Source organism: Rhodococcus sp. B7740 (assembly GCF_000954115.1).
Classification (GTDB): Bacteria; Actinomycetota; Actinomycetes; order Mycobacteriales; family Mycobacteriaceae; genus Rhodococcoides.
In genome coordinates this window covers 2370467-2396978 of record NZ_CP010797.1, presented here as the reverse complement: position 1 = coordinate 2396978, position 26512 = coordinate 2370467, and the positions used below count along the sequence as shown (strand labels likewise).

Annotated in this window: 28 protein-coding genes; 17 read left to right on the top strand and 11 right to left on the bottom strand. The window is 62.5% G+C overall.

The window, feature by feature from the left end; all coding sequences use genetic code 11:
* Positions 1 to 522 precede the first annotated feature (522 nt).
* The gene (locus NY08_RS10945) at positions 523 to 1347 is read right to left on the bottom strand and encodes a M20/M25/M40 family metallo-hydrolase (RefSeq protein ID WP_082073768.1); all 825 of its coding nucleotides are present in this window, start codon (positions 1345 to 1347) and stop codon (positions 523 to 525) included.
* A gap of 146 nt (positions 1348 to 1493) precedes the next feature.
* Here NY08_RS10945 and NY08_RS10940 point away from each other — a divergent pair, with 146 nt between their 5' ends.
* Together NY08_RS10940 and istB are read left to right on the top strand one after the other, a co-directional pair.
* Positions 1494 to 2885, top strand: coding sequence for a Mu transposase domain-containing protein (locus NY08_RS10940; RefSeq protein ID WP_045194499.1), 1392 nt, complete (start codon positions 1494 to 1496; stop codon positions 2883 to 2885).
* A complete protein-coding gene (gene istB / locus NY08_RS10935; RefSeq protein ID WP_045194497.1) occupies positions 2882 to 3733 on the top strand; it encodes an IS21-like element helper ATPase IstB in 852 nt (283 codons plus the stop codon). Before NY08_RS10940 ends, istB begins: the two co-directional genes overlap by 4 nt.
* Here the strand turns inward: istB and NY08_RS10930 are convergent.
* Genes NY08_RS10930 through NY08_RS10905 form a run of 6 tightly spaced genes read right to left on the bottom strand, consistent with a single transcriptional unit; the run spans position 3725 to position 8378 of the window.
* A complete protein-coding gene (locus tag NY08_RS10930) occupies positions 3725 to 4180 on the bottom strand; it encodes a M20/M25/M40 family metallo-hydrolase (RefSeq protein ID WP_052683769.1) in 456 nt (151 codons plus the stop codon). The genes istB and NY08_RS10930 overlap by 9 nt on opposite strands.
* The gene (locus NY08_RS10925) at positions 4177 to 4545 is read right to left on the bottom strand and encodes a RidA family protein (RefSeq protein ID WP_082073767.1); all 369 of its coding nucleotides are present in this window, start codon (positions 4543 to 4545) and stop codon (positions 4177 to 4179) included. The genes NY08_RS10930 and NY08_RS10925 overlap by 4 nt, the downstream gene beginning before the upstream one ends.
* Positions 4542 to 5672 carry an alpha-hydroxy acid oxidase gene (locus NY08_RS10920; protein ID WP_052683767.1) on the bottom strand — a complete coding sequence of 377 codons (1131 nt, stop codon included), beginning with the start codon at positions 5670 to 5672 and terminating at the stop codon, positions 4542 to 4544. Before NY08_RS10920 ends, NY08_RS10925 begins: the two co-directional genes overlap by 4 nt.
* Entirely contained in the window at positions 5672 to 6472 is an 801-nt protein-coding gene (locus tag NY08_RS10915; RefSeq protein WP_045196364.1) for an ABC transporter ATP-binding protein, read from the bottom strand. Before NY08_RS10915 ends, NY08_RS10920 begins: the two co-directional genes overlap by 1 nt.
* Positions 6472 to 7407 (bottom strand): ABC transporter permease, encoded by a 936-nt coding sequence (locus NY08_RS10910; RefSeq protein ID WP_045196363.1) that lies wholly within the window; start codon positions 7405 to 7407, stop codon positions 6472 to 6474. Before NY08_RS10910 ends, NY08_RS10915 begins: the two co-directional genes overlap by 1 nt.
* A complete protein-coding gene (locus NY08_RS10905) occupies positions 7407 to 8378 on the bottom strand; it encodes an ABC transporter substrate-binding protein (RefSeq protein ID WP_200893187.1) in 972 nt (323 codons plus the stop codon). Before NY08_RS10905 ends, NY08_RS10910 begins: the two co-directional genes overlap by 1 nt.
* Positions 8379 to 8552: 174 nt before the next feature.
* Here NY08_RS10905 and NY08_RS10900 point away from each other — a divergent pair, with 174 nt between their 5' ends.
* Positions 8553 to 9158 (top strand): TetR/AcrR family transcriptional regulator, encoded by a 606-nt coding sequence (locus tag NY08_RS10900; protein ID WP_045196362.1) that lies wholly within the window; start codon positions 8553 to 8555, stop codon positions 9156 to 9158.
* Positions 9159 to 9165: 7 nt separating this feature from the next.
* On the opposite strand, the gene NY08_RS10895 is transcribed toward NY08_RS10900, so the two are convergent.
* The 3 genes from NY08_RS10895 to NY08_RS10885 are packed head-to-tail and all read right to left on the bottom strand — an operon-like array spanning position 9166 to position 11610.
* The gene (locus NY08_RS10895; RefSeq protein ID WP_045196360.1) at positions 9166 to 9963 is read right to left on the bottom strand and encodes an SDR family NAD(P)-dependent oxidoreductase; all 798 of its coding nucleotides are present in this window, start codon (positions 9961 to 9963) and stop codon (positions 9166 to 9168) included.
* A 34-nt stretch (positions 9964 to 9997) separates the two neighbouring features.
* Positions 9998 to 10867 carry a 3-hydroxyacyl-CoA dehydrogenase family protein gene (locus NY08_RS10890; protein WP_045196358.1) on the bottom strand — a complete coding sequence of 290 codons (870 nt, stop codon included), beginning with the start codon at positions 10865 to 10867 and terminating at the stop codon, positions 9998 to 10000.
* Complete coding sequence (locus NY08_RS10885) at positions 10864 to 11610, bottom strand: enoyl-CoA hydratase/isomerase family protein (protein WP_200893186.1); 747 nt, start codon at positions 11608 to 11610, stop codon at positions 10864 to 10866. Before NY08_RS10885 ends, NY08_RS10890 begins: the two co-directional genes overlap by 4 nt.
* Before the next feature lie 206 nt (positions 11611 to 11816).
* Here NY08_RS10885 and NY08_RS10880 point away from each other — a divergent pair, with 206 nt between their 5' ends.
* The 14 genes from NY08_RS10880 to NY08_RS10815 all read left to right on the top strand — a co-directional run bounded on the left by NY08_RS10880 (position 11817) and on the right by NY08_RS10815 (position 25745).
* Positions 11817 to 13427, top strand: a complete 1611-nt coding sequence (locus tag NY08_RS10880) for a thiamine pyrophosphate-binding protein (protein WP_082073766.1) — start codon at positions 11817 to 11819, stop codon at positions 13425 to 13427.
* Positions 13424 to 13822, top strand: coding sequence for a YciI family protein (locus NY08_RS10875; RefSeq protein ID WP_144407347.1), 399 nt, complete (start codon positions 13424 to 13426; stop codon positions 13820 to 13822). The genes NY08_RS10880 and NY08_RS10875 overlap by 4 nt, the downstream gene beginning before the upstream one ends.
* A gap of 79 nt (positions 13823 to 13901) precedes the next feature.
* Positions 13902 to 14723 (top strand): class II aldolase/adducin family protein, encoded by an 822-nt coding sequence (locus tag NY08_RS10870; RefSeq protein ID WP_442970827.1) that lies wholly within the window; start codon positions 13902 to 13904, stop codon positions 14721 to 14723.
* A 136-nt stretch (positions 14724 to 14859) separates the two neighbouring features.
* On the top strand, positions 14860 to 16128 hold the full coding sequence (locus NY08_RS10865) for an MFS transporter (RefSeq protein ID WP_235387170.1): 1269 nt from the start codon (positions 14860 to 14862) through the stop codon (positions 16126 to 16128).
* Between the two features lie 88 nt (positions 16129 to 16216).
* Entirely contained in the window at positions 16217 to 17485 is a 1269-nt protein-coding gene (locus NY08_RS10860) for an aromatic ring-hydroxylating oxygenase subunit alpha (protein WP_045196348.1), read from the top strand.
* A complete protein-coding gene (locus NY08_RS10855; RefSeq protein ID WP_045196346.1) occupies positions 17482 to 18285 on the top strand; it encodes an enoyl-CoA hydratase/isomerase family protein in 804 nt (267 codons plus the stop codon). Before NY08_RS10860 ends, NY08_RS10855 begins: the two co-directional genes overlap by 4 nt.
* Positions 18286 to 18295: 10 nt before the next feature.
* Entirely contained in the window at positions 18296 to 18829 is a 534-nt protein-coding gene (locus NY08_RS10850) for an aromatic-ring-hydroxylating dioxygenase subunit beta (protein ID WP_442970825.1), read from the top strand.
* Positions 18829 to 19617 carry an enoyl-CoA hydratase/isomerase family protein gene (locus NY08_RS10845; protein WP_235387168.1) on the top strand — a complete coding sequence of 263 codons (789 nt, stop codon included), beginning with the start codon at positions 18829 to 18831 and terminating at the stop codon, positions 19615 to 19617. Before NY08_RS10850 ends, NY08_RS10845 begins: the two co-directional genes overlap by 1 nt.
* Positions 19618 to 19690: 73 nt before the next feature.
* Entirely contained in the window at positions 19691 to 21400 is a 1710-nt protein-coding gene (locus NY08_RS10840; RefSeq protein WP_045196345.1) for a class I adenylate-forming enzyme family protein, read from the top strand.
* A 26-nt stretch (positions 21401 to 21426) separates the two neighbouring features.
* Positions 21427 to 21663, top strand: a complete 237-nt coding sequence (locus NY08_RS10835) for a hypothetical protein (RefSeq protein ID WP_045200176.1) — start codon at positions 21427 to 21429, stop codon at positions 21661 to 21663.
* Positions 21664 to 21678: 15 nt separating this feature from the next.
* Positions 21679 to 23064 carry an OB-fold domain-containing protein gene (locus NY08_RS10830; RefSeq protein ID WP_045196343.1) on the top strand — a complete coding sequence of 462 codons (1386 nt, stop codon included), beginning with the start codon at positions 21679 to 21681 and terminating at the stop codon, positions 23062 to 23064.
* Positions 23061 to 24251, top strand: a complete 1191-nt coding sequence (locus tag NY08_RS10825; RefSeq protein WP_045196341.1) for an acetyl-CoA acetyltransferase — start codon at positions 23061 to 23063, stop codon at positions 24249 to 24251. Before NY08_RS10830 ends, NY08_RS10825 begins: the two co-directional genes overlap by 4 nt.
* Before the next feature lie 46 nt (positions 24252 to 24297).
* A complete protein-coding gene (locus NY08_RS10820; protein ID WP_045196340.1) occupies positions 24298 to 24504 on the top strand; it encodes a ferredoxin in 207 nt (68 codons plus the stop codon).
* Entirely contained in the window at positions 24501 to 25745 is a 1245-nt protein-coding gene (locus NY08_RS10815) for an NAD(P)/FAD-dependent oxidoreductase (RefSeq protein ID WP_045196338.1), read from the top strand. Before NY08_RS10820 ends, NY08_RS10815 begins: the two co-directional genes overlap by 4 nt.
* Here the strand turns inward: NY08_RS10815 and NY08_RS10810 are convergent.
* The gene (locus NY08_RS10810) at positions 25720 to 26421 is read right to left on the bottom strand and encodes a TetR/AcrR family transcriptional regulator (protein WP_045196336.1); all 702 of its coding nucleotides are present in this window, start codon (positions 26419 to 26421) and stop codon (positions 25720 to 25722) included. The two genes, NY08_RS10815 and NY08_RS10810, sit on opposite strands and share 26 nt — an antisense overlap.
* Positions 26422 to 26512: the final 91 nt, after the last annotated feature.

The following is a 26512-nucleotide window of genomic DNA, read 5'->3' as shown; positions in this document are numbered from 1 at the left end:
CGCCAAGTTTGCATTCCGTGCGGGAAGGGTGCGTCTGGCCGTATCTCGGTGTTACGAGATTGTCATAACCAGCCAACATATGCTGGTGCAGAACTCATCAACTTTGCACCGAAACGAAGACGCGGCCAGCGGATTCAGTGCAGCCGGTTCATGGTCCGTTACGAGTTGGCGCGGTGCTTGCCCGGAGAGCGAGCCGTGCTGTAGTCGGGTAGAGAATATTTGCGTCGGTGTCGACGCTGCTACAGCAAATCCAGCGATGGCTCGGCCATCGTGAAATCCCCCCGCCCCCGCATAGTGGACCCCGAGATAGCGGGACCGACGGTTCCGCTGGCGGATGTCCTTCTATCCCGCAAGCGCAGGTTGTTCATGACCGAGTGCAAGGTCGAAGCCGCGCGTGGGTGATCGATTCCGGCCTCACCGTCATCGAGTCGTCCGTGGCTGGGCATCAACGAAGGATTGCCCGCTCGTGTAGATCGAGGACTGTGTCACCGTCACCGTGACACAGTCCTCGGTGTTCACGGATCAGACAAGATCCACACTCTCCGCTCGCGTGACGGAAGATGCCACTGGGGCGACGAGATACTGCCGAAGGGCAAGCATCGAATCGAAACATTGTTGCACCTGCGCCAACTCGACCCACTCATCGGCCCGGTGAGCCTGCTCGATACTGCCGGGTCCGCACACTATTGTCGGCACCCCGAGGTCACTGATCAACCCAGCTTCGGTGCCGTAGGAGACTCCTGTCGACTCGCTGATGTATCCCATGGCGTCGATCAGCTCCTGCGCAGCGTATGTGGGAGCCAGTCCGGGAAAATCGGCTAGAACCTCGTAATTGATTTGGGCAGAGGCGTTTTCGCTCTGCATCTCAATCTTCAGATCGTTCATGAACGAGTCGAACCGGGCGCTGATCTCCCGGTGGTGCTCGGCACGAACGGTGCGCATCTCCCACTCGAACTCGCAGCTCTCAGGAACGATGTTGACCGCCAATCCGCCCTGGACGGTCCCCACGTTGACAGTGGTGTACGGCACCGTGAACGAGTCGTCCTGCTCCCGTTCGGTTCTGAACTCGTCAGCGATGCAGCGGAGAAACGCGATAGCCCGCGCTGCGTACTCGATGGCGTTACATCCCTGGTTCGTCAGCGACGAATGCGATGCGACACCGTGAAACGCTGCACGTGTGATGGTGCCGGACTTATGCGACCGGATGAGACTCATCGACGTTGGTTCCCCTACGACGCACAGGTCAGGCCTAAGTCCGCGCTGTGCAAGTACTTCCGCGATTTTCTTCGCCCCGTGGCACCCCGTCTCCTCATCGTAAGTAAGTACGACGTGGACTGGTTGACGCAACGGTGCCTGTGACGGCGCTCATCGAAATTCCCCACTAGCGCTCATCGAAATTCCCCACCCGTGTGGCACCGCCAACGAGGGCGGGTCTCCAACGAAGCTGATGGTCTCTGACCACGCACCAGCTATCCGAAGGAGACCCGCTCCTCATGCTTACACAGGAGGAAGATGTGGAAATCAACGCCTTGCACAAACGAGGCTGGAAGATCGCGGACATCGCGCGTCACACCGGCCGCGACCGCAAGACCATCAGGTCGTACCTGAACGGCACCACCACTCCCGGGGTGCGTAAACGCAGCGCACCGGACCCATTCGAGGTGTTCCTCGCCTACGTCACTGCACGTCTGATCGACGACCCACACCTGTGGGTCCGCACGCTCTGCGACGAACTCGAGGACCTCGGCTATCTGATGTCGTATCAAACGCTGCACCGCAAGATCCGCGAACTCAAACTCCGGCCGATCTGCCAAGCGTGCCTGACGGCCACCGAAAGACCCAACGCGGTCATCGAACACCCGCCAGGGGAAGAGACACAATGGGATTGGGTCGATCTACCCAACCCACCCGCCTCGTGGGGCTGGGGATCGATGGCCCACCTGTTCGTCGGAACTCTGGCGTGTTCGGGCAAATGGCGCGGCGTCCTCGCACCGAACATGACCCAACCACATGTCGTCGACGGACTCGACCGGATCTGCCGAGGCCTCGGCGGGATCAGCCGAGTCTGGCGGTTCGACCGAATGGCCACAGTCTGCCACCCCGAGTCCGGCCGGGTCACCGCCAGCTTCACCGGCGTCGCGAAACATTACGGTGTCTCCGTTGCGATCTGCCCACCGAGGCGCGGCAACCGCAAAGGTGCAGTGGAGAAGTCCAATCACACTGCAGCGCAGCGGTGGTGGCGAAATCTCTCCGACGATCTGAGCGTCGAGCAAGCCCAAGCGAGCCTCGATCGGTTCTGCAGTCTGCGCGGCGATACTCGCTTGCGGCCGACGAAGGACGGCAAAACTTCGGTAGCGACGATCGCCACCGCCGAAGGACTGCATCCGATGCCGCCGTCCGCGTATCCCGCGATCCTGTCCACTCATCGAGTCGTATCCCGGCAGGCGTTGGTGTCCTACCGCGGCAACCGCTACTCAGTGCCGCCCGAGCTCGCGTCCGCGCAGGTCACCGTCACCCACGTTCTCGGGACCGACGTCATCGACATCGTCACCACCTCGGGTATCGCCATCGCCCGGCACCGGCTGGCGGCCGATGGGACCGGGGCGATGGTCCGCGATCACGGCCACATCTACGCCCTCGAGCAAGCAGCGATGGCCGGCGCGAACACCGGACGTCCGCACCGCCGCAAGGAACGTATTCCGCCCGGACCGGACGCACTCGCCGCTGCAGAGAAGCTCCGAACAACAACCAGTGCAACATATCCCGACGCAGCGGACAGATCGGAAAACGACAGTCACGCAACCGAATCCGATACCGCAGGAGCGATTATCTACGACCTGTCGATCTATGAACGCGCCGCACACGGAAGGAACACCCTGTCATGACCGACCAGAAAGCTGCCACGAACGCCGACCGGTTACCGGCCCCGAACACCGCCGCTGCAGCCAGCCTTTACCAACGCCTGCGGGGGCATCTCGCTGTCCTGAAACTTCACGACGCCGCCGAAGCGCTGCCGTCGGTCCTCGATCAAGCAGCCGCCGAAGAACTGTCGATGACCGCGGCGTTGGACCGGTTGCTCTCGATCGAGGTCGAGGCCACCGAAGCCCGCCGACTGAACGGCAGACTCCGATTCGCGTGCCTGCCGACACCGGCATCGCTCGAGGACTTCGACTACGACGCAGCCGCTGGTGTCGACAGGAAGTTGATCGAGGAGTTGGCGACCTGCCGATACTTGGAGACAGCGACGAATGTGCTGCTCATCGGCCCGCCCGGGGTCGGCAAAACGCATCTGTCGGTCGGGCTGGCGCGTGCCGCAGCTCATGCCGGCTATCGAACGTATTTCACCACCGCAGCTGATCTCGCTGCCCGCTGTCATCGAGCCGCTCTCGAAGGAAGGTGGGCTACGACGATGCGGTTCTACGCTGGACCGACACTTCTCGTCGTTGATGAACTCGGCTACCTACCGTTGCCCGGCGAGGCAGCGTCGGCGTTGTTTCAGGTTGTCTCGCAACGGTATATGAAGACGTCGATCGTGATGACCACCAACCGTGGCGTGGGATCGTGGGGTGAAGTGCTCGGTGACAACACCGTCGCAGCAGCCATGCTCGACCGGCTTCTGCATCGATCCGTCGTGCTCAACCTCGACGGTGATTCCTACCGTCTCCGAGACCACAACGCCAGATCGGAGAAGCTCCGCAAAGCCACCACAGGAACCCGCCAACCACTACAGTGAAGTTCGCTCACGAGTGGGGAATTTCGGTGAGCGCGGTTGGGGAATTTCGCTGAGCCTCGTCACCTGAGCGAAAACCGGGATTGCAGCAACCGCACACGCGCAGAACGCTTTCATATCGGCGGCGCCTCGGGCATAGATCCTCCCTTTATGCACTGTCGGGCTGAAGGGGTCGTGCGTCCACGCCTGGCCTTCGATCGGCACAGTGTCGGTGTGCCCGAGAAACATCACGCCACCGGCAGTGCGACCATCAGCAGCGGGCACGGTGACGAGCAGGTTGGCTTTGCGCCCAGACTCGTCGTAGATGAACTCGGTCGGCACTCCGTACTCTTGGCAGCGCTCGTCGACGTATCGCAGGAGTTCGAGGTTCGAGTTCGAACTCGTGGTGTCGAATGACAGCAAGCGCTCGAGGTCAGGCATTACCTGGTCAAGCCCGGCGACCGGCGTCATGATCTTGACCTGACTGCGAGGGCCTGAACCTCGACTCGAATGCCCGCCACGGCAAATTCCGAAATCAGCGTGGTCCGTACAGGCCGACTGTCCAGATCAGGCCACCGCCCAGCAAAGCTGTCGTTCCACGTCGAGAACGCATCACGACTCGACAAGAACACCTCGATCCGCAGCACATCCTCAAGAGCGCTACCGGCACGGACCAGAATGCTCTCCAATTCGTCCAGTACGTCGGTCATTTCGTCGGACAAAGAGATGTCGGTGCCGCCCATTGCTCGCGTCGACACGACACCCGAGGTGACCACAAGGCCGTCATGCTCGATGGCCCCTGGGAATTGCGGACTTTGACCTCGATGGCGGATCATGGCACCCGCCTAGTGACTGCGTCGCTGTTCAGTTCCGCGATCGATCCTCGCCCGACGAGGGTGAGCACGGTGATGATCTCCTCCTTCAGCAATCGAAGAGCGTGCTCGACACCGTTCTCGCCGGCTGCCGCGAGCGCAACCACCGCCAGACGGCCGATCACGACTGCCTTGGCGCCGAGGGCGACGGCTTTTACGACGTCGCTTCCGCGTCTGATGCCGCTGTCGAGAATGACCTCGACATCGCGCCCCACCGCGGCAACGACCTCGGGCAGTTGCGCCAGCGCCGAGGGCGCGCCATCGAGTTGACGGCCCCCGTGGTTGGAGACCATGACAGCGGCGGCGCCGGCGTCGACGGCCCGCCGGGCGTCCTCGGCGGTGAGAATTCCCTTGGCGATCCAGGGGAGTGCCGTGTGTCGCATTGCGTCGGCGAGTTCCTCCCAGCTCCACACGTCGGCGTTTCTTGCGAATATCTGACCGAAGACTTCCGAGAGCTCGTCACTGTCCGATCCCGGGTAGTTTCCGCTGATGACACGCGGTTCGATCTCGAACCGATTGCGCAGGTTTCGCTCTCGCCATCCACCGGTCGGGCAGTCGACGGTCACGCAGATCGCGCTGTAACCGGCATTGGCGATGCGTTCGAGCATGCGCTGAAAGTTTCGAGGATCACCCATCGGGTGTACTTGAGCGATGCGAGCCGCGGACGGTGCGGCGTCGCGGACGTCTTCGAGGGAGAACGTTCCGGCTTCAGGAACGATGCTCAATGCGCCCTGACGGGCGTCTGCTCTCGCTACGGCGCGGTGGCCCTCGGCGTCGAACAGACCGTCGGTGCCGAACGGTGCGGTGAGGACCGGTAGGTCGAGTTCCATTCCCAGTAGGCTCGTTGTGGTGCTGGGCATGCTCAGGCCACTCATAGTCCGGGGACGGAACAGCCACCGAGAGAACTCGGTCCGGTTGTCTTGGAGGGTGGTTTCATCGCCTGCGCCCCCGCTGACGAAGTCCCAGACATCGGAGCTGAGTCTGTCTCGCGCGATGTCGAATGCTTCACCGAGCGTGGCGAAGGGTGCGCCAGTGTTGGGCACTGGTGTGGCCTCGGCCGGATGACGGGTAGAAGTAGCATCGACGCTCATCAGGGGGTCCTTTCAGCGAGCAGGGATCGATCGGACAGCACGCCACCGGCGCCGGCGATGGCGTCGACGACTCGGTCGACGGTCAGATTCTTTTTCTCTTCTCCACCGAAGTCGGCGATCAGCTTGCCGGCATTCATCACCAGCAGTCGGTCACCGAGCGCGATGGCGTGTTCCATGTTGTGGGTGACCATCAGGGTCATGCACCCGAGTTCACGCACCAGGTCGGTGGTGATGCCTAAGACGGTGGCCGTGGTCTTGGGATCGAGTGCGGCCAGATGCTCGTCGAGAAGAAGTACTTCCGGCGTGCTGAGTGCCGCCATGATCATGGTGACGCTTTGACGTTGACCGGCGGAGAGCAACCCGATTCGATCACCGAGGCGGTTCTCGAGGCCGAGGCCGAGCATGGCCAATCGTTCTCGCATGGTGTCGCGTCTGCTACCCGAGAGGGCGAGCCGAAGTCCACGCCGTCGTCCCCTGGTCAGGGCCAGTGCCAGGTTGTCCTCGATGGACAAACCGGGTGCTGTGCCCGCGCGGGGGTCATCGAACACACGGGTGACCAAGCCTGCTCGTCGATAGTCGGGCAGCTTGGTGACGTCGCGGCCGTTCAGGATCACCTTCCCGGAGGTGGGCCGCGCGGAGCCGGACAGAACCTGGATCAGGCTGGACTTTCCGGCACCGTTCGTCCCGACGACTGTCGCAAACTGGCGATCGGGGATAGTGACGGAAAGTCCCTGCAGTGCACGGACTTCGTCGGCGCTGCCGCGGTTGTATCGAAGATGGATATCGTGCAGTTCGAGCATCAGTTGACCTTCTCTCGGGTTCGGGCGGCCGGTGGGACCGGTTCTCGTCTGACGCGGAATCGGCCGGCGACGGGCCCCATATAGCGTTCGAAGGCAATGGCCACCACGAGGGTCAGTGCCATAACGCCCTTGAGATCGCTTGCAGGCAAGCCGAAACGGAGCGAGGCGACGAGAATCAAACGGTAGGCGAGGGTGCCGACGACAACGGCCAGCACAATACGCAGAAGCTTCGAGCCGGATGGACGAAACATCAGCTCGCCCAGCAGTACTGCGCCTACGCCGGCGACGAACGTCCCCAGTCCCATGTTGACGTCGGCGTAACTCTGGTGCTGCACGGCCAATCCGGCTCCGAGGCCTGCCAGCCCGTTCGCGATGACCAATGTCAGGACGGTCATGAACTTGTCGTTGACGCCCTGGCTGCGCGACATCCTGTTGTTGTCGCCGGTCGCGCGGAGGGCGAGACCCGTTTCGGTTTTGAGGAACAGAGCGAAGGCGGCCATTGTCAGTGCTATGACCGTACCCATCAGCGCGATCGTTGCCAGATCTGCAGCTCCGGCGTCGAAGGAGTCGAACGGGCTGAAGATCGTCTCGTCCAGCGCCAAGGAGACGGTGGGCTGGCCGAGGATGTGCAGATTGACGCTGAACAGTCCGATGCTCATGATGAGTCCCGCGAGCAGAACTGGAATCTTCAGTAGCAAGTGAAGAATCGACGTGACGAACCCTGCTGCAGCGGCGGCAACGACTCCGAACAGTATTGCCACCCAGGCCTCGACGCCGTTGCCGAGACTGATTGCACACACTGCCCCGCCTGTGACGAAGCTGCCCTCGACGGTGAGATCGAAGTCCGCTTTGATACGAAAGACCATGTAGATTCCCAACACGACCGGCACCAAAGGGAGCCCGGTCACGAACATGTCGAGCAGAATGCGATCCATCACTTCACCTGTCCGCTGGACGAGATACTCTCGGGTAGAACGATTCCCAGGGAATCAACGGTCTGCTGGTTGATCGTGAACTCGATGCCCTCCGGCAGGCTGAACGGGATCGTGCCCGGGTCGGTGCCGTTGATGGCCTCGGCAGCCGCGTCGGCTGCGCGGCGACCGCTTGCCGGGTAGTCCGTACCGACGGATGCGAGTATGCCCGGAACCGTCGGGTCGCCCGCGATGACGTAGGTGGGGATTTTGTTGGCGAGGGCGGTTGCTCCGATGACGTCCATGGCAGCGAATGCGGCGACGTCGGGTCCGATGATCTGAATGTCCGAGCGGCCGGCCAGACTGCGTGCGGCTGCGGATACATCGGCGGTACCGGAGACGGTGGACTCGACTATTTCGAGCCCAGGATACTCGGCGACGGCCTCGCGGAACGCGTCGATCCACGCTTGCATGTTGGGGTTCGAGGGATCGTAGATTGTGCCGATGGTCTTCGGTGCAGGCTCGATCGACATGATCTGTTCGAGAGGCAGGGCAGGATCGACGAAATCGACGCTGCCGGTGACGTTTCCACCGGGGGCTTCGAGAGAGTCGGCGACTTTGGACCCGACTGGGTCGCCCATGGCCAACGCGATGACAGGGCGGCGCTTTTCTTGACCAGCCAGCGCGATGACGAGGGGTGTGCCGATCACCGCGAAGGCGTCGGCGTCGCTGTCGGCCATAGTGCTGGCGAGGCTGGTGATCAAAGACTGATCACCCTGCGCGTTCTTGAGATCGAATTTGACTTCGCGTGGCGCGAGTTGTTGTGTCAGTTCGGCTTCGAAGGCTGCGACGGTTTCGTCGAGAACGCCGGCCGAAGCGATCTGGAGGATCCCGATCTCGACTGTGTCGTCGGATCCGGTCTCCTCCGCCCCGGATCCGCACGCGGACATCAAAACGGACAGAGCGATTATGCCGCTCAGTACTCGTACTTTCATCAGGGAATGCCTCTCCGAACGCTGTGGTTTACGGGCAGATTGAGAGATCCCGAATGCGGGAAGTTCTTCTCATCTCTGGTGAGAGTAGGGCCACAGCAGATTTCCCGCAAGCGCTGTAGATGAAAACATTTTCTTGTGTTAGAACCGCGTTACAGTGTGAGGGTGCGCTCTAGAATGCAGGGATCTGACGGTGCCGTGTCGCTTCGTCGCGACACGGCCCGTACCCGAGACATGCTCTTGGACACCGTAGGGACGTTGCTGGCGGAGAAGGGCGTCGGATTCAGCCTCCCGGATCTCGCGCGAGCGTCGGGGGTGGCGACGGCTACGGTGTATCGACACTTCGCCGATGTGCAGGACGCCCATCGAGACTTTTACTACCGGTTAATCGACGAACTGGTCACCGAGCTCGCGGCCGTTCCCGGCCAGGGGGAGAAACGCTTCGACGCGATGTGTGTGCGTTGGGCGCGCATGGCCGTCGATTGGGGACGGGCTGCCACACGGATACGCAGTTCGGCTGGGTTCCTCGAACGGATAGCGGACGACGATCCGCCGACCACAGCGCTGCGATCCGCCCTTGCGCCCGTGGTCGGGGAGCTGGCGGCCGACGGTGTCCTCTCCGCGAACGACGTCGACTTCAAGGTGCTGATGTGGATCACCATTTTCGACGAGCGTGTGGTCATCGACCTGGCGCAACAGGGCTGGTCAAGCAGGAAGATAGCGCGATCTCTCGCTGCTGCCGTACTGGGTGCCTGGGAGAGGAGCGACCGAACCGAGGCGTAGGGCCGCCTCACGGCATCGTGTAGCCGCCGCTGACGGAGAACAATTGCCCGGTCACCTGCCGTGCCGCGCGCTCGGAGGCGAGCCAGAGCACCGAGTTCGCGACGTCCTCTGCCGTCGTCGCGCGCTGTAGTGGGGTGCTGTCCAGCAAGTACTGCGACTGCTTTTCGGTGAAGACTTCCTCGACACCGACGGCCCACAGGCTCGAGGGCCCGACCGCCTCGGGGCCGTCCGGCACGACCAGACCGGGGCACACGACGTTGGACCGGATTCCGTGTCTGCCGTGTTCGCGTGCGGCCGTCCGCGACAGCGCGACGACCGCCGCCTTCGTCGCACCGTAGACGCCCTGGCGGATCTGTCCGAACGCCGCTTCGCTGGCGAGAAAGATGATCGAGCCGCTGCGGGCGTGCGTCATGGTGGGCAACACCGCTTGCGTCATCGATATCGCCGTGAACAGGTTGACTTCGACAGCTCGCTGCCATCCCGAGCGGTCGGTGTCTTTCGCCAGGAAACCGGGCCTGCTCCATCCTGCGTTGTTGACCAGCACGTCGATTCCACCCCACAGATCGACGGTGTCTTGCGCAATCTTCTCGGCACGCCCGTCCTCGACCAGGTCACCGATCGCCAGTTCGACAGCCGCGGCACCGAGTTCGAGGGCCTCGAGCCTGACCCGTTCGGCCTGCGGGCCGTCGATGTCGGAGAGGACGATCCGTGCGCCTTCACGTGCAAAGGCGTGAACGATCCCGCGCCCGATGTTCGAGGCGCCGCCGGTGACGATGACGGGCCGCCGTGCCAGATCTAGATCCATGTCGACTCCCTGCTGAAAATGAACGGGTAAGAGATCACCACGAGAAGAACCCGCGGCCGGCCTTTCGTCCGATTTCGCCGGACGCGACTTTCTCTCGCAATAGCTGCGGCGGCTCGAACGCGGGCCCGATGGTGCGCGCAAGGTGATCGGCTATCGCCAAGCGCACGTCGAGTCCGACTATGTCCGTCGTACGTAGAGGCCCCATGGGGTGCCGGTAGCCCAGGGTCATGGCGGTGTCGATGTCGTGGGCGCTGGCGACGCCTTGTTCGAGCATCCGAATCGCTTCGAGGGCAAGAGAGACGCCGAGTCTGCTACTGGCGAACCCGGGGGAGTCGTTGACCGTGATGGCGCTCTTGCCCAGGGCAGCGACCCACCGTTCGGCCGCACGGACGAGGGTGGGTTCGGTCTCCGCGCCGACGACGACCTCGATGAGAGAGCTGGTGGGAACGGGGTTGAAGAAGTGTAAGCCGATGAGCCGGGCGGGGCGCTCGAGTGTCTGTGCCATCTCGCCGACGGACAGCGAACTGGTGTTCGTAGCGAGAAAGGCAGTGGGACAGACTTCTTCGGCCATTCGGAGTACCGCCCTCTTCGCCTCCATCGATTCCGGAACGGCTTCGATGACGAGCCCGGCTGGATGGTTCGTCGGCAGAGACTGGACCAGACTCAGCCGCGCGAGCATCTCGTCCACGTCAGGCTGGGCTTCGGTAGAACTGGCCGCTTTCGTCAAAGACTTCGCGACGGCGTGTTGTGCATCGGACAGGCGAGCTGGGTTGCTCTCCACCATGGTCACCGCGACCGACCGAGCGAGGAGCACGTGGGCTATACCTGTGCCCATGCGTCCGCCGCCGATCACCACGACATGGCCGGGTAGGTCTGTGGGGGTCGTCGAGAGCGAAGAGGTCATGATGTTCGCCTCCGAGTCGACAAGAACGCGTCCATGAGTTCGGCTTTCTCGGGTGTTTCGAAGAGAATGGCCTGCGCCAACTCGTCGACGATGGGGTGTGCTGCAGGCGGTGCGGCGAGGATGGTTTTGGTCAACCGGACAGCTGTGGGCGACTGAGCGGAAATTCTGTCGGCGAGTTCGTGGCCTGCGTCGAGCAGCATCGCAGGCTCGACCACCTGGTTCAGTAGGCCGGACGCCAGCGCGGACTGCGCATTCAAGAGTTTGCCGGTGAGCAACATGTCCTTGGCGAGTGCCAATCCCACGAGGTCCCTGAGCCGCCATCCGGCACCTGCTGCGGCTGCTATGCCAAGCCCGACCTCCGGATTGCCGATCCTCAGATCCGTCGCGCCGATTCGAAAGTCGCACGCGTAGGCCAGTTCCGCGCCTCCGCCGAGGGCGTATCCGTGTAGGAGCGCAATGGTCGGCATTGGGAGATCGTGGATTCGGTCGAAAATTCTGGAGTTGATTCCGGCCAAAGCGTCGTCCCGACGTCGCGCTCGAAGCTGTTCGATGTCCGCGCCTGAAGCGAATGCAGGTCCTTCGCCCGCGAAGATCGCGATACGTGGTCGACTCTCCAGTTCGGAGCAGACCTCGTGCAGTTCTCGAACCATGTCCAGGTCGATCGCGTTGCGCGTGTCGGTTCTGTTCAGGCGAACAACGGTACGACCGTCGAGACTGTCGTCGATCAGAAGAGCGGGACCCATGTCGTGTTTACCTCGAGACGTCGACGGCATTATTTGAATTTAACATAGATTCAAATAGCGAACTTTGCAACGGGCGCGGCTTCGACGTCGCCCCGAACCGGCGGAGCGAAACGATCGAACCAACCGACAGATCCATTCTAGATACACGAGAACATGTTCTCATCTAACATTCGAGGTATCTACCCCATACGAAAGGTTCGGCTTCGGTGAAAGTCCACGAACAACTTGCCCACGCATTGGTCAGCCACGGCGCCACGCGCATCTTCTGCGTGATGGGTGACGGAAACCTCGACCTGCTGAACTCCCTCCATAATCTGGGAGTCGATGTGGTGCATGCTCGCCATGAGCAGCACGCCGTGTCGATGGCCGACGGTTATGCCCGGACCGGGCGTCTCGGGTTGTGCTCGGTGACGCACGGACCGGGTCTGTCACAGACGGGCACCTCGCTCGTTGCCGCCCGACGCCGGCAGTCTCCCATCCTGCTGTTGGCCGGTGACACCCCGCGTACCAACAAAACTCACGTTCAAGATTTCGATCAAACTGCGTTCGGCGATGCGACCGCGGGCATCACTGTCGGGCTCGAGTCTGCGGGAACTGCGATGAACGATCTACACGAAGCACTGGTCAGGATGACCGGCACCCCTGGCCCTGTCGTGTTCAACATGCCGACGGACATTCAGTTCGATATCGTGCCCGACACCGCTGCATCCTGGCGCGAGGTCCGCACACCTGCCATTGCCCGCGCATCGGCGACGGACATCACCCGTGCAGCAGCCGTTCTCGCGGACTCTGAACGACCTCTGGTGTTGGCCGGTAGGGGAGCGGTGGCAGCCGGAGCGGACGACGCCGTCGCACGGTTGGCGGCTGCACTCGGCGCCCCCGTCGCGACAACCGTTCTCGCACATGGGTTTCTTTCAGGGAATCCAGCGGTAGTAGGAACGAGTGGCGGGTTCGGATCGGAAGAGGCACGCACGGCATTCGTGCAGGCCGACGCAGTCGTAGCGGTAGGCACGTCCCTTAGTGCCTGGACCACGCGGTCCGGTGAGTTGCTGAACGATACGAAGCTGATACTGATCGAGGCCGATGCCTCTGGCCGAGTGCACGGGCCGACCGCCGACGTGGTGTGCGCCGGAGACGCTGCGCTCACGTGCGTGGATCTGCTGGACCGGCTTCCGAGCCGGGCCAGGACTGCGTGGTATTCGTCTGCGCGCGATGAGGTTTCGGCCTACGTCGACGACGGCGCGCTCGACCCGCGTCGTGCACTGTCCGCGATCGATGGCGCGTTGCCCGCCGACCGCGTCGTGGTGACCGACGGAGGTCATTTCACCGGGTTCGTCTGCAACCACATTCGCCCTGCATCGGCCGACACGTTCTTCTTCTCCCCGGACTTCGGTGCAATCGGTCAAGGGCTGGGTCTTGCGATAGGCGTTGCAGCGGGACTGGGCAGGACAACCCTGTTCGTGGGCGACGGCGGGTTCATGATGAGCGTGCAGGAGCTCGACGCGGCTGTGCGTCACGATATTCCGCTCACAGTAGTGGTGGTGAACGACGGCGGCTACGGCCAGGAGTTCCACAGCCTGAACGCCAAAGGGCTTGACCCGAGCACGGCTCTGTTCCGAACCCCGGACCTCGCCCGATTGGCCGAGGGGTTCGGCGCGACAGGCCACGTGATCGGCGAGGTAGCCGACCTGGAGTTGCTGCCGCAGATCCTGGCGGACCCCCAGGGCGTGGTCGTGCTGGATGTTCGGGTGACCCGTGACGTCGTACATCCCGCGGCCGCAGAAATTTTCGCCACCGTGCGCAGACGCCTATCGTGAGCGCTCCCGTGCACACGAAGACCCCTGATTGTCGCTATGCGATGTCCTTCGTCGTGATGGCAACCAAGACGCCCCGCGCCGACTCGATACGCGAGGCCACCCGGAGCGAGCACCTGAAGTTCATGATCGAGCATCGAGATCGTGTTCGCTGGGGTGGCAGCTTCGAGGACGATCACGGTGGGTGGGGCGGAATGACGCTCGTCGTGGGTGCCGACTCGCTCGACGACGTCCGGTCCTGGATCGACCGCGAACCATACTGCACTGCAGGACTGTTCGAATCCGTTACCGTCGCTCCGTTTCGACAGCTGATCCCGGAACCGTTCGCAGGCCTTTTGCGCGCGGAGCTCCGTTCAGAGGAAATCAAGCGCACGGCGCCGAAGTCCGACGGGGCTTGACGCGACACCAAATTTAATTTAATTTCGAATCGAAAGAAGTGACCGGACGCACATCGCGGACGCCGAGCACTCCCGCCCCGTGCGTTCGACGGGCACTCACCCGAGGCACCCCCAACAAGGAGTCGGTATGACTACTTCACCCCGCGGCATGATGTTCGCCGAACCTCCCGCGTTCGAATCGCTCGAGGACGAACGCAGAGACCGCAAGGAACGTCTCGCTGTTGCACTGCGTGCGTTCGCTCTGCACGGCTTCGACATGGGAGTCGCCGGCCACATCACCGCGCGCGATCCTGAGTACTCGGATCGGTTCTGGGTCAACCCGTTCGGACTGCACTTCGGACAGATCCGTGCGAGCGATCTCATCCTCGTCGACCACAACGGTGTCGTCGTGCAGGGTGACGGGATTCTGAACACCGCCGCATTCCGCATCCATTCCGAAATTCATGCTGCGCGGCCGGATGTCGTTGCTGCTGCCCACGCGCACAGTGTGTATGGGAGTGCGTGGTCCTCGCTGGACCGACCGTTGCAGCCTTTGACCAACGAAGGCTGCATGTTCTTCGAAGATCATGTTCTGCACACCGACCACACCGGCGTCACCCTCGAAGAACTCAAAGCCAAGGCCATTGCGCACAATCTCGGTCCGCACCGGGCGGCGGTACTGCGCAACCACGGTGTCGTGACAGTGGGACAGACGGTGGATGAGGCGGCGTGGTGGTTCATCACCTTCGAGCATTCCGCGCACGCTCAGTTCCTCGCGGAATCCGTCGGTACCCCGATCCCCGCGGATCCCGAAGACGCGCGGGCCGTGCGCGACACGATGGGAACCCCGCGAGCAGCGTGGTTCAGCTTCCAGCCGCTCTACCAGAAGATCGTGCACGAGCAGCCCGACGTCCTTCTCTAGAGCCGACTCACCCACGCAGGCAACCCTTTCGAGAGGAACCATTATGGCCCACGCGCCTGAACACTCCACCGCTCCATCGTCGTCCACAGAATCGATCGAACCCACACAAGTCCGCCGCGCAGCCTGGGCGAGCCTGGTGGGCACCACCATCGAGTGGTACGACTTCCTGATCTACGCAGCCGCAGCAGGATTGGTGTTCGGTCAGGTCTTCTTTCCTGCGCTGTCGTCCTCGTCTGCGCTGCTGGCATCGTTCGCCACCATCGGAGTGAGCTTCTTCGCTCGGCCGTTGGGAGGCATCGTTGCCGGCCACCTCGGCGACCGTATCGGTCGCAAAGCCATGCTCGTGGCAACCCTCATACTCATGGGAGCATCTACAACCCTCATCGGCGTGCTACCGGGGTACGACGCCATAGGCGTCGCAGCACCTGTCCTTCTCGTGGTGTTCCGGTTCCTGCAGGGTATCTCTGCCGGCGGCGAATGGGGCGGCGCGGCGATGCTCGCAGTGGAATACGCCCCACCCGGTCGCCGTGGGATCTACGGATCGTTCCCGCAACTCGGGGCGGCGCTGGGTCTGGTGTTGGCCAACGTTGCTCTGCTCGTGACGGCGTCGCTGATGAGTTCGGAGCAGTTCGTTTCCTGGGGATGGCGAATTCCGTTCCTGTTCAGCGTCGTTCTGATCGGTATCGGATTCGCGGTGCGCGCGGGTGTAGGCGAGAGTCCAGTATTCGAAGAGGTCCGGCGTCGCAATGCTCGCCGCAAAGCGCCGCTGGTGGTGCTGCTTCGCGAGCATCGCCGCGCACTGGTGATCGCTACGGGCCTGTTCATCGGCGTCAACCTGTGCGGGTACATCATGATTGCCTTCATCGGCTCCTACGGTGCCAACGCCTTGGGGGCCTCGCGTGTGGAAATGTTGCTGGTGGGACTCGTGGGAGCGCTGTCGTGGGGTGTGTGGATTCTGATCGGCGCGCGCCTGTCCGACACTCTCGGACGGCGCCGGGTGTACTTGATCGGCACCCTCGCACTTGGTGCATGGTGCTTTCCGATGTTCCTGCTGATCGACACCGGGTCGATCGCACTGATGTTGGTCTCGGTGTTCGGTCTCGCGGTCGGCCTCGGACTGACCTACGGACCTCAAGCCGCGGCGTACGCAGAATTGTTCCCGCCCGAGGTGCGGTACAGCGGATCGTCGCTCTCGTACGCAGTTGGTGCGATCGTCGGCGGCGGGTTCGCTCCCCTGATCGCGGGGTGGCTCATCGAGCGCACGAACACCTCGCTATCGGTGAGCGGCTACATGTTGCTCGGTTGCGTGCTCACGTTGATCACCGTCCTTTTCTGGAAGGAAGGTACGGCCGAAGAACGCGGTCGATACGTCACCGACGTCGGTTCCGGCGAGGATCGCGCTTAGCGGCGTATCGCGTCGGCGGACGAGCATTGACACCCGTCAGTTTTGAATCTAAATTAAAGTAAATAATTCCAACCGACTTGGAGACGACGTGACCGTCGATTACGAACACCTCATCGAACCTGACCGCGTGCACGGGTCCCTCTACACCGACCCCGCAATTTTCGCCGAAGAGATGACACGGATTTTCGCCACGACGTGGGTATGTCTGGGACACGACAGTGAGATCCCGCAGCCAGGCGACTACATCCGCAGACATCTCGGCAGAGACGAGGTCGTGGTCACCCGCGCGAAAGACGGCGAGATTCATGTCTTGCTCAATCGCTGTGCACACCGCGCAAACCTGGTATGCGAGGACGACCAGGGCAACTCGAACTCCTTCCGCTGCCCCTACCACGGGTGGACATACGGCAACGACGGTGAACTGCTCGGATATCCGTACTTCAAGGGTTACGGAGGCAAGGGAAAGCTGGATCTGCGCCTCGGCTCTGCAGCACGTGTCGATACCTATCAGGGGTTCATTTTCGCGAGCATGGCAGCGGAGGGTCCGACGCTCATCGAGCACCTCGGTCCTGCCGCCGGCGAAATGGACAGGCTCGCGGCGTTGTCACCGACCGGCGAGATCGAGCTGACAGGCACATGGATGAAGCACCGTGCCCGCGCTAACTGGAAAATGTTGGTCGAGAACGAGACCGACGGCTATCACCCGCAATTCGTTCACGGATCCATCATCAGCGTCAGCGGTCACGCCCTCGGCCACCTCTATTCGGAGAAATCGAAATCCGTCGTGCGGGCACTCGGCAACGGCCACAGCGAACTCGATCAACGGGAAGAATTTCGGCACATCGACAAGCCCCTCATGTGGTTCGACACCACACCGGAGCGCCTACCGGACTATGTCGCGCAGATGCGAGAAAAACACGGCGAGGACACGGACCGACTGCTGATTGACGGCGCGCCGCACGTCATGGTGTACCCGAACCTGTTCATCGCCGAGGTCACTATCTTCCTGATCGAACCGGTCGGGGTCGACGAGACCATTCAGCACTCGACGCCGGTGCAGTTCAAAGGTTCCCCGGACATCAACCGCCGCCTGATCTCACAGAGCATGGCCTCGGTGGGGCCGGCGGGAATGCTGCTTGCCGACGACACCGAAATGTACGAGCGCAACCAGGCCGGCGTTCAGGCGAGCCAACCGGAATGGCTGGTACTCAAGCGCGGACTCGACCGTGAATGGGTCGACGACGACGGTTTGCAGGTCGGCGTCGGCAACGACGAGACCGCGATGCGGGCGTTCTGGTCGCATTACCGCACGGTCATGACCGACGACGAACCATCAACCAGTGAGGTCTCGCAATGAAACTCATCGAAGACGCCCTCGTCCTTCTCGAACAAGACGAACAGGGAATCGCCCACATCACGCTCAACCGCCCCGAAGCCAGCAACGGAATGTCACTCGAATTCCTTCAGGCGCTACACCGCGCTGTCATGATGTGCCATGCCCGAGAGGACATCCGTGTCGTCCTCCTCACCGCAGCGGGCAGAAACTTCTGCGCGGGCGGCGACGTCCACGAGTTCGCCTCGCGCGGCGAAGCACTCCCGGAATACATCAGAGAGGTGGGTGCCTGGCTGCAAGCCGTGGGCACCGGCCTGATCAACCTTCGTGCGCCCGTCGTCACCGCCGTTCACGGCTTCGCCGCCGGAGGAGGCGGACTGGGCCTGGTGTGCGCCTCGGACATCGTCGTCGCATCACGCTCTGCCCGGTTCATGTCGGGCGCCGCCCGCGTGGGTATGGCACCCGATGCGGGCACAACGACGATTCTGACCCAGCTGGTCGGACTCCGCCATACGATGCGAATTCTGCTGACCAACCCCACTCTCGGAGCCGACGAAGCCGCGAGCCTCGGGTTGATCAGCGAAATCGTCGAGGAGGAAGATCTGCTCTCCCGGGCGCGTTCGGTTGCCGCCGAACTCGCCGCATGCGCGCCGTTGTCGATGTCCGCGATCAAGAATTTGGTCTGGCGCGGTGCCGCAGCGTCCATCGAAGGACACATGGCGGACGAGGCACGCGTGGTAGCGCAACTCTCCGGCACACACGATTCCCGCGAAGGACTGGCGGCGGTGCGCGAGAAGCGCGCTCCCACCTTCGTCGGACGCTGAGACACAGGACATGACAGGAGGACAGGCGATGCAATCCGCAACTACTACACCCGACACGAGCACTGACGCCCAGTGGGATATCCGCGACGTGGAAGCGTTCATCTACCGCGAGGCCAGGCTGGCGGACGAACACAACTACGACGAATGGGAAGGCCTGTGGGCCGACGACGCCATCTACTGGGTTCCCATCGGCCACGGAAACGAGGAAGACCCCGGTAGTGACATCTCGGTGATCTTCGATCACCGACGACGAATCTCCACACGGCTCAAGCAGCTTCGCACCGGACACCGGTATGCACAGACACCGCAATCGAAAACTCGTCGAGTGATATCCAACGCCGAGATCCGGTCGATCGACGGGAACGAGGCCACTGTCGAGGCCAACTTCGTCATCGTCGAGCACCGGCCCCGGGCAACCGAATTCTGGTCGGGTCGAGTCACATACGGTCTGCGTAGGACCGAGGGATCTTTGATGATGTTCCGTAAGAAGGTGAACCTCATCAACAGCGACGAGGTCCTGCCCACCCTCGCGTTCCTGATCTGATGACATCGACGCAGATGTCCGGGGTCGGCCCGGACGTGCAGGTGGCCATCGACAGCGGCGTCGGCACAGTCCTTCTCGACCGTCCGTCCAGGATGAACTCAGTGACCGTGTCGCTGGCGCAGCAGCTCGAAGCCGCGTTGACCGAACTCTCGACACAAGAGAAGGTTGACGTCGTCGTCATCCGCGGTGCCGGCGGAAACTTCTCTGCCGGTGGCGATTTCGACGAGGTCAAGTTGCTCCGCAGTCAGGGAACTGATGCACTCGCGAACCTCTTCGAAGCATTCGGACGCGCTCTCGGTGTCATCGAAGGCATGCGGCAGCCGGTCATCTCCGCCGTCGAAGGTGTTGCGATGGCAGGCGGCTTCGAAATGATGCAGGCCAGTGACATCGTTCTGGTGCACCCGGACGTGCGGGTGAGGGATACGCACATCCGGTTCGGTTGGATCCCCGGCGGCGGTAGCACACAACGACTCCCGCGCATCGTCGGCCGCCAACAAGCGCTCGGTCACCTGCTGTCGGGGGACACCCTCGATGCTAACGATCTGGTCCGCCTCGGCATCGCCTACCGCATCCTCGGTGCCTCCACGTTCGACACCGACATCGACGCTTTCGCCCTCGCCCTCGCCGGTCGAGACCGACGCGCGGTTGCTCGAATCAAAGAGCTTGTCGCACTGTCATTCACGACATGTCTCGGCGATGGACTGGCTGCCGAGCGGGCGGCTGTGGTCGACCACATCGCAGGACCGTCCGGCCAAGCGGGCGTGGCAGCCTTCGAAGGCCGCATCTGATCGGCGCATGTCATCGCCCCAAATCATCCACTACCCGACCAGTGTCACCTTCCATTCGACTGAGGAACCAAGTATGTCAACGATCACCGAGCGGCGCGCGCAGCTTCTGGACCGCTACCCGACATGGACTCCCCGTACCCTCGATGCGTGGCTGGACGAGGTTGCACAGGTGTATCCGGACCGTCCGTTCGTCATCACCGACGAGAGAACTTCAACCTATGCCGACGTCGAGGCGCGATCGCGGTTGCTCGCAGACGGGCTGACGTCGTTGGGCGTTCGTCCGGGTGACCACGTCGGCATGCTGATGGCCAATTACGCAGACTTCGTTCCCTTGAAGTTCGCGATCGCAAGGGCCGGTGCCGTAGCGATTCCGTTCAACTACCTGTATCAACGCGACGAGCTCGAATACGTTCTGAAGCAGTCACACTGCTCGTTTCTGATCACCATGTCGAGCTTCTCGGGCCTGGACTATCTAGCGATGCTCGACGACATCGCACCCGGTTGGGCCGGCTCGTCCAAGATCGGTACACCGCGTGCACAGGGTGGGGAACTGCCAGCGCTTCGGCATGTCGCGGTCTACCCGACGGCCGATGATGGGCGAGACGATGCGCTGACGCTCGACGATATAGCTGAGCTCGGACGAGTCCATCCCGGCGCATCGAATGCCTCGACCCACGGACCGATGGACATCGCCGACTTGCTCTACACATCCGGCAGTACGGGATCACCGAAAGGCGTACTCGTCACGCATGACTCGGTTCTTCGAACGGGCTATGCCTCGGCGTTGTCCCGGGCCTACGAAGACGGCCGCAGGATTCTGTTCTCGCTGCCTTGCTATCACATGTTCGGATATCTCGAAGGCCTGATCTCGACGATGTATGTCGGAGGTGCCGTGATCATGCACACCTCTTTCCACGCAGAGCGGTACCTCGAGGCCATCGAGAAGCACCGCGCCACCGACGTTTTGTGCGTTCCGACGATGGCCGTGGCGCTCATCGAGTCGCCGGCTCGACACACGTACGACTTCAGCTCACTCGGTGCCATGTTCTGCGCATCCGCCCCCGCCCCGGTGTGGCTGTGGAAGCAGTTGCAGAACGACTTCGGGATCACCGAGGTATCGACCGGGTACGGGATGACCGAGACCGGTGGCTGCATGACCATCACGTTCCCGGAGGACGATCTCCAACTGTCGATCGAGACGGTCGGACGACCGAAGATCGCTGGGGCAGCGAGCCGTCCGGGGACCGACGCCCTGTGCGAGTACCGAGCCGTGGATCCCGACACAGGCACCGCGCTCCCTGCCGGGGTGCCCGGCGAACTCGCCTCCGCGGGTCCGACCGCGATGCTCGGCTATTTCGACAAACCAGCCGAGACCTCCGCAGCGCTGCGCGACGGATGGGTCTTCTCCGGCGATCTCGGGCTCGTCTCCGACGACGGCTACCTGCGTCTGACCGGACGGAGTAAGGAGGTCTACAAGAGCGGCGGCGAATTGGTCATGCCCAAGGAAGTAGAAGACGTCATCGTCCAGCACGACGAGATCACGCAGGCCTTCGCCTTCGGAGTACAGGACGACAGGTGGGGCGAGGTCGGCTGGGTCGTGGTGGTCACCACCCCGGGCTCGACTATCGACAGCGACGGCGTCATCGAGCACTGCAAAGCCAACCTCGCGCGATTCAAAGTGCCCAGGCGTGTGGTCTTCATGGACACCGACAACCTACCCAAGACCGCGACCGGCAAAGTCCAGAAGTTCAGGTTGTACGACGCAGTACAAGGAGCACTATGAGCGGGTACGAGAACGGTCATATCGAGATGGACGTCGACCCCAGCGATCACGCCTCGGACAAGGGACCGGTGGTCGAGAACGAATTCGCATCGGTCGCTGTCACTTTGGACACAGAGGGCAATTCTCCGAGACTTCGCCTCGACGATCTACGGGGCGGACGAGTCCGTTATCTCGACGCCCTCGAACTCGAAACCATCATCTGGATCTCCGACGACCACCTGCGGGAGCTGATGGACCCCTCTGATCAGCGTTGGCGTGAATGAATCAAGGAGCTACACGTGAATGAGCTACTCGGCTACGCCACGTACGTGCCCGCATACCGGTTTGCGCCCGGCAGCATAGGCAATCGCATCGTAGCGAGCTTCGACGAGGACAGCACCACTATGGCAGTTGATGCTGCCCGATTACTGACATCGCCCGCGCGTAGTAACCCCACACAGCTCCTGCTGTGTACATCGACTCCGGCGTACATGGACAAGACCAACGCCACCGCCGTCCACGCCGCTCTCGGGCTCGACGAGCAGGTGCCTGCAGCAGACATGGTCGGAACGGCACGTTCGTCCGTCGCGGCGATTCGCAGCGCGCTCAGCCAGGGTGGTCTCGTCGCGATGGCCGACGTGCGCGTCGGAAAGCCGGGGTCCGGCGACGAACGCACGGGCGCAGACCTCGCCGCCGCCCTGCTCTTCGGCCAGGGCCCTGGTATTGCCGAGATCCTGGCGGTGAGCTCTACCACCGCGGAGTTCCTGGACCGATGGCGAGAACCCAACGAGCGCAATGGGTCTCAGTGGGAAGAGCGATTCGGTTCCGATATTTATCGCAGTCTCGTCGTGGACACCGCCGCCCGCGCGCTCAGTGACGGTGGGCTCGAGCAGGCCGATCATGTCGTCGTGACATCCGGCAGCACTGTCGTCCGCAAGGCCGCAATGAAGTGGGTCCGCGGAAGGCTCGATACAACGGTTGCACCTGTGGGATTCTCCGGGGCCAGTGACGTGGGCGTCGCCCTGGCGTCCGTACTCGACATCGCCAGAGCAGGGGAGACCGTCCTTGTTCTTTCCGCGGTGGACGGGTGCGACGCGATACTGCTCCGCACGACCGACTTGTTGCCCGAACGACGTCAACAGTCTCCGCTGACAACCCAGCTCCGCGACGGACTGCCGGTCGATCAGGTTCGTTACCTGGGGTGGCGCGGCCTCGTCGATCCCGAGCTTCCACGCAGGCCCGAGCCGAGCCGCCCCGCCGGACCACCGTCGGCGCGGGGTGCCGGTTGGAAGTTCTCCCTCGACGGAAGCCGTTGCACTGTTTGCCAATTCATGCATCTTCCGCCTGCACGGGTATGTCGAGAGTGCGGAATCGTCGACGCCATGGCCACCGTGAAGGTCTCAGATAAGGAGGCAACGGTCGCCACCTTCACCGTCGATCGGCTCGCCTACTCGCCGTCGCCCCCGCTCGTCGGGGTGATCGTCGATTTCGACGGTGGCGGCCGCTGTGCCCTGGAAGTGGCGGACACGATCCCGGATGAGCTGTCCATCGGAGACCGGGTCGATCTCGTGTTCCGACGGATGTATACCGCCGGCGGAGTGCACAACTACTTCTGGAAAGCGCGAGTGATCCGTCCACCGGCCGTCACCCGCCCAGTGCCGACAGTCGAGGAGACAATTCGATGAGCAGCAACGGTATTGCAGACAAAGTCGCTATCGTCGGGATGGGGTGCACCTCGTTCGGCGAGCTCTGGCACAAGTCGACCGACGACCTCATCGTCGACAGCGTCCAGGAATGCCTCGATGGGCTTCCGATCGAGAAGGACGAGATCGACGCCTACTGGCTCGGTACGGTCGGGTCGGGCCAGTCCGGCCTGACTTTGAGCAGACCCTTGTCGATCGATTACAAGCCGGTCACGCGTGTCGAAAATTTCTGTGCCACCGGTTCGGAAGCGTTCCGGAACGCATGCTACGCAGTGGCATCGGGCGCGTACGACCGTGTCATGGCAGTGGGAGTCGAAAAGCTCAAGGACTCCGGGTATTCGGGACTTCTCCGCAACGATCCACCGTCCGATGGAACAGCCCCGGAACTGTCGATGACAGCGCCCGCGGCATTCTCACTGCTGGATCCAGCGTACTGCGTCAAGCACGGGGTCGATCCGGTCGACATGCGTGCGGCAATGACCCACGTGGCGTACAAGAATCACCTGAACGGTGCATCGAACCCCAAAGCGCAGTACCGCGCGGAGGTATCCAGGGAGACCATCGAAGGGGCCCCGAAAGTAGCTGGTCGCCTGGGGATCTTCGATTGCTCCGGGGTATCCGACGGGGCAGCGTCCGCGATGATCGTCCGAGCCGAGGACGCTCTTCGCTATACCGATACCCCGATCTACGTCAAAGCTCTCTCGCTCACGTCCGGACCCGGCCGCGGCGCGATGGATCCGTCCTACGACTACGCCAGCCTGCCGGAGGTGGTGCGGTCCGCGAAAGATGCATATGCCCAGGCCGGGATCACCGATCCGCGCAGTGAACTCTCGCTCGCCGAAGTGCACGATTGCTTCACCCCGACCGAGATCGTGTTGATGGAAGAACTCGGATTCAGCCCCGAAGGCCAAGCATGGAAAGAGATGCTGGCCGGTGAATTCGACGCCGAGGGCAGCCTGCCGATCAACATCGACGGCGGACTCAAGTCGTTCGGACATCCAGTTGGGGCCAGCGGACTGCGCATGCTCTACGAGGCCTGGCTTCAATTGCGCGGCAACGCCGGATCGCGCCAACTCAGCGATCCGCACAGGGCGCTGACACACAACCTCGGCGGACGTCCGGGCGCATGTGTCTCGTTCGTGGCCATCGTGGGTAACGAACTCGACTGATCACCCTCACAGCCAAACAGACAAGCAATCCAAGGAGAAGATCACGATGAAAGTACACGTCGACTACCAGCGGTGCACGGGTCTGGGTATGTGCGAATCGCTTGCGCCGTTGTTCTTCGAGGTTAACGACGACGGCGATCTGGAATTGTTGAAAACCGATATCTCACAGGGTGAACTGGCCTCGGTCCGTGAGGCTGTGGCTGCCTGCCCCACCGAGGCGCTCCGCATCGAGTCGGAAGCGGTTGAGTCGTGAGTGTTGCCCGCCGGCTCGTGGTGGTGGGCGCATCACTCGCCGGCCTTCGTGCGGTCGAGGCTGCACGCGGCGATGGTTTCGACGGCGAGATCGTTCTGATCGGCGACGAGGTCCACTTGCCGTACGACCGTCCTCCGCTCTCGAAAGCGTTCCTAGACGGTGCCGAATCCGCGGCGTTCCGCACAGTCGAGCACTTGGTCGACGACTTGCATGTCGACGTTCGATTGGGCAGCGCGGCAACGAGTCTCGACCTAGCGTCGCGGACTGTGAGCATGGGATCGGATGCAGTCGAGTACGACGGTCTTGTCATCGCGACAGGAGCTCGGGCGCGGACGCTGCCGTCTGTGGGTGCTCTTGGGAACGTTCATGGCTTACGGAGCGTGGACGATGCTGCTTCCGTGCGTTCCGCCCTCGACGCCGGCGCTCGGACAGTGGTGATCGGAGCGGGTTTCATCGGAGCTGAGATCGCCTCGAACGCCCGCTCGCGCGGACTCGAGGTCACCATTGTCGAAGCCCTGCCCACTCCACTCGTGAGAGCGGTGGGACCTGTGATGGGTGAGGCGTTGGGCCGGTTGCACGATGCGAACGGGGTCCAGCTGATCTGCGGAACTGGGGTCGAGTCGTTCATCGGTACCGACACGGTGGAGGGGGTCGTGCTGATGGACGGAAGGCGACTCGACGCAGACCTTGTTGTCGTCGGTGTCGGTTCACAGCCGAACATCGAATGGTTGGAACAGTCCGGTCTGAACTTGCAGAACGGCGTGAAATGCGACGCGACCCTGTGGACCGGCGCGCCCGGCGTCTACGCGGCAGGTGATGTTGCGAATTGGTACAACGCCGCAACCGGAACGCGACAGCGGTTGGAGCATTGGACGAGCGCTGCCGAGCAAGGTGCTGCTGCAGGACGGAACGCCTGCAATCCGCAACTGTCGCTTCCATATTCGACGGTGCCGTACTTTTGGTCCGACTGGTACGGCAACAGAATTCAGTTCGTCGGATCACCGGTCTGCGACGACGTCGTCGCGGTGGAGGGCACACCCGGCGAGGATCAGCGCTGGGTTGCGCTGTATCGACGGCACGACACTGTTGTCGGCGCGCTGACGGTCAATGCTCAGAGCGAGATCATGAAGTATCGCGGCCTCATCGGACGGGCTGCGTCCTGGACCGAGGCCACCGCATTCGCCGACCAGCGAAACGCGGCCCGCCGCGACCGGCTCAGCGCTTCCTCCGCTGTCGAGTAGTTGGCGGGGGTGTCGGTTGCAGGGTGGGGTGCGGAGCCAAACCTGCTTCTACGAACGATGTCGCCATCGTCACTAGTTTGTCGATGGATCCCCGTTCCGGTTTCCACCACTCCGCAGCCCAGTTGAGCGCGCCGATCACCAACATGTGCGCGATATGCAGGTCGAGGTCCGCACGAATTTGATCGCTCCTTGCGGCGTCCTTGATCAAGGTTCGCCACAAATCGCCGTACAGCGTTGCCTCTGCTTCGGGCCGTTCACGTATGCCTTCAGGAAGCTGGCCGGCGTTGCGGATGGACGCCGTCGCGTAATCGGAGATGTCGAGTTCGTGGCGCAGATGCGCTTCGACGGCAATGAGTATGCGGTCCATTGCGCTGGCATCGGCGGTGGCTGCGGCTACCGCGTCGCCGACGTGTTGACGCATCGCGGCGACACCGACCCACATGACCTCTTCGATCAGGGTTTCGCGCGATGCAAAGTAGTAGTAGATCGCGGGTGCCTGAAGGTCGGCGACCTCAGCGACGTCGGTCAGTCGCATGCCCGCATAGCCCTTTTTCGACAACACGTGGGCTGCGGCATCGAGTATCCGCGCCCGGGTCTTCTTGGCCTTGGTATCCGAATCGTGGCCAACGATCACACCCTCGGAGCCCATCGGTGTACCAATCGCGTTCTTCGTCATACTTTCTATTCTATGTTCACTTAAGCCAGATGGGTGGGGGAGAAGCGAGGAGGTGTTCGAAGCCCTGCGTAGATTCACTATCAACGGATCC